Here is a 1430-nt window from a genome sequence, read left to right on the forward strand (position 1 = left end):
AGCTTGACTCTGTCGGGGATCTTGGGTCTGTTGAGGTCAGCTGCCGAGGGTGCGCCAGGACTTCGGCCGGGGTATCTCGCGTTGGTCGAGGTAGTTCTGGAAGGCGGTTGTTCTGCGGGGTGTGGGGGTTTCCTCGGCTGGTGGCAGTTGGCTGAGGCGCTTGATGTTGACGGCGATGGCCGTCAGGACGTGCTGGATGTGGGCTTTTCCCTGGCCTTGGTAGCGGCAGCGCCGCATGCCGTGTGCGTGGGCGAACTCGTTGACCGTGCTCTCCACTCCGGAGCGGAGCGCATAGCGGGTCTTCCACTCGGGCGTCTGTTGCTCGGTGCGGACGCGGAGTTGCAGGTCGCGAAGCTCTCGCGGGGGAAAGCCCACGGTGCGGGGGCTGTCGGTGGTGCTGGTGCACTGGGTGCGGGCCGGGCAGGGCCGGCACTGGCTCTTGGTGAACCGGGCCACGATCAGTGGGGCTGCGGTGGGCGAGGAGGTCGGGTAGGGGTCGTGCCGGCCCGCGCTCACCTGCCCCTTCGGGCAGGTGACCTGCTTACGGTCGTAGTCGATATGGAAGTCGTCCCGGGCGAAGCCCTCGTTCTGGCGGTGCTGGTGGGTGGGGTTGCTCTTCAGCGGCCCGGAGACGGTGACCTGGTGCTCACGGGTGGCCCGTTCAAGGTGGGGCAGGGAGGTGTAGCCAGTGTCGACCAGGTGCTCGGCGGGCAGCAGTCCGCGGCGGGCCAGGCGGGTGTGGATGCCGGGCAGGACCTGGCTGTCGTGGGTGGTGGCCGCGGTGGTGGCCACGTCCGTGATCACGTTGGGGCCGTCGGGAGCACAAGTCTCGGTCAGATGGGCAGCGAACCCCTTCCAGCTGATGATGTGCCCATGCCGCGCATGGCGGGCCGAGGTGTCGTAGGGCGAGACGACCGCCCGGGACGAGGGCGGCAGCCCGGCTCCGCCTTCCTTCTCGGCGGTGCGCCAGCGCAGGTGACCTGCGGTGTCACGGTGGTAGTTCTGCACCATGATCTGGCGCAGGGCCTGGATGCGAGGGTCGGACGTGCGGCCTGCTCCGTGCCGGTAGAGGTGTTCCAGGAGCCGGACGGCGTCGTTTCCGGTGGCAAGGATCCTGGTCTTGGGCTTGGTGGGGTTCTTGCCCAGGCGGACCGGTCGGCCGTAGCGGAGCCCCCAGTCCTCGTCGACCAGGCCGTCGAGCAGGTGCGGGGAAGAACCAGCGACTTCTTCGAGTGCGGCGCGGACCGCCTCGGTGATCAGCTCCAGGCGGGTCAGGTCCCGCACCGCGGCCAGGACATGGGTGGAGTCGGTGCGCTCGCGCACCAGTCCGGCCTCCTTGAGACGGGCCAGCGCGAGATTGAGGAGGCGGTCGGCACGGTCGTCTTCGGCGAGACGGCCGCGGAAGTCTGCCAGCACGCTGTGGTGAAAGC

Annotated in this window: 1 protein-coding gene; it reads right to left on the reverse strand. The window is 68.9% G+C overall.

Features of this window, described 5'->3' with window-relative positions:
* Nucleotides 1-36 precede the first annotated feature (36 nt).
* On the reverse strand, nucleotides 37-1430 hold a 1394-nt coding region (locus ACFWZ5_RS46415; RefSeq protein WP_384893342.1), incomplete at its 5' end, for a transposase.

It is taken from the genome of Streptomyces sp. NPDC059003, from assembly GCF_042740445.1.
Taxonomy (GTDB): domain Bacteria; phylum Actinomycetota; class Actinomycetes; order Streptomycetales; family Streptomycetaceae; genus Streptomyces.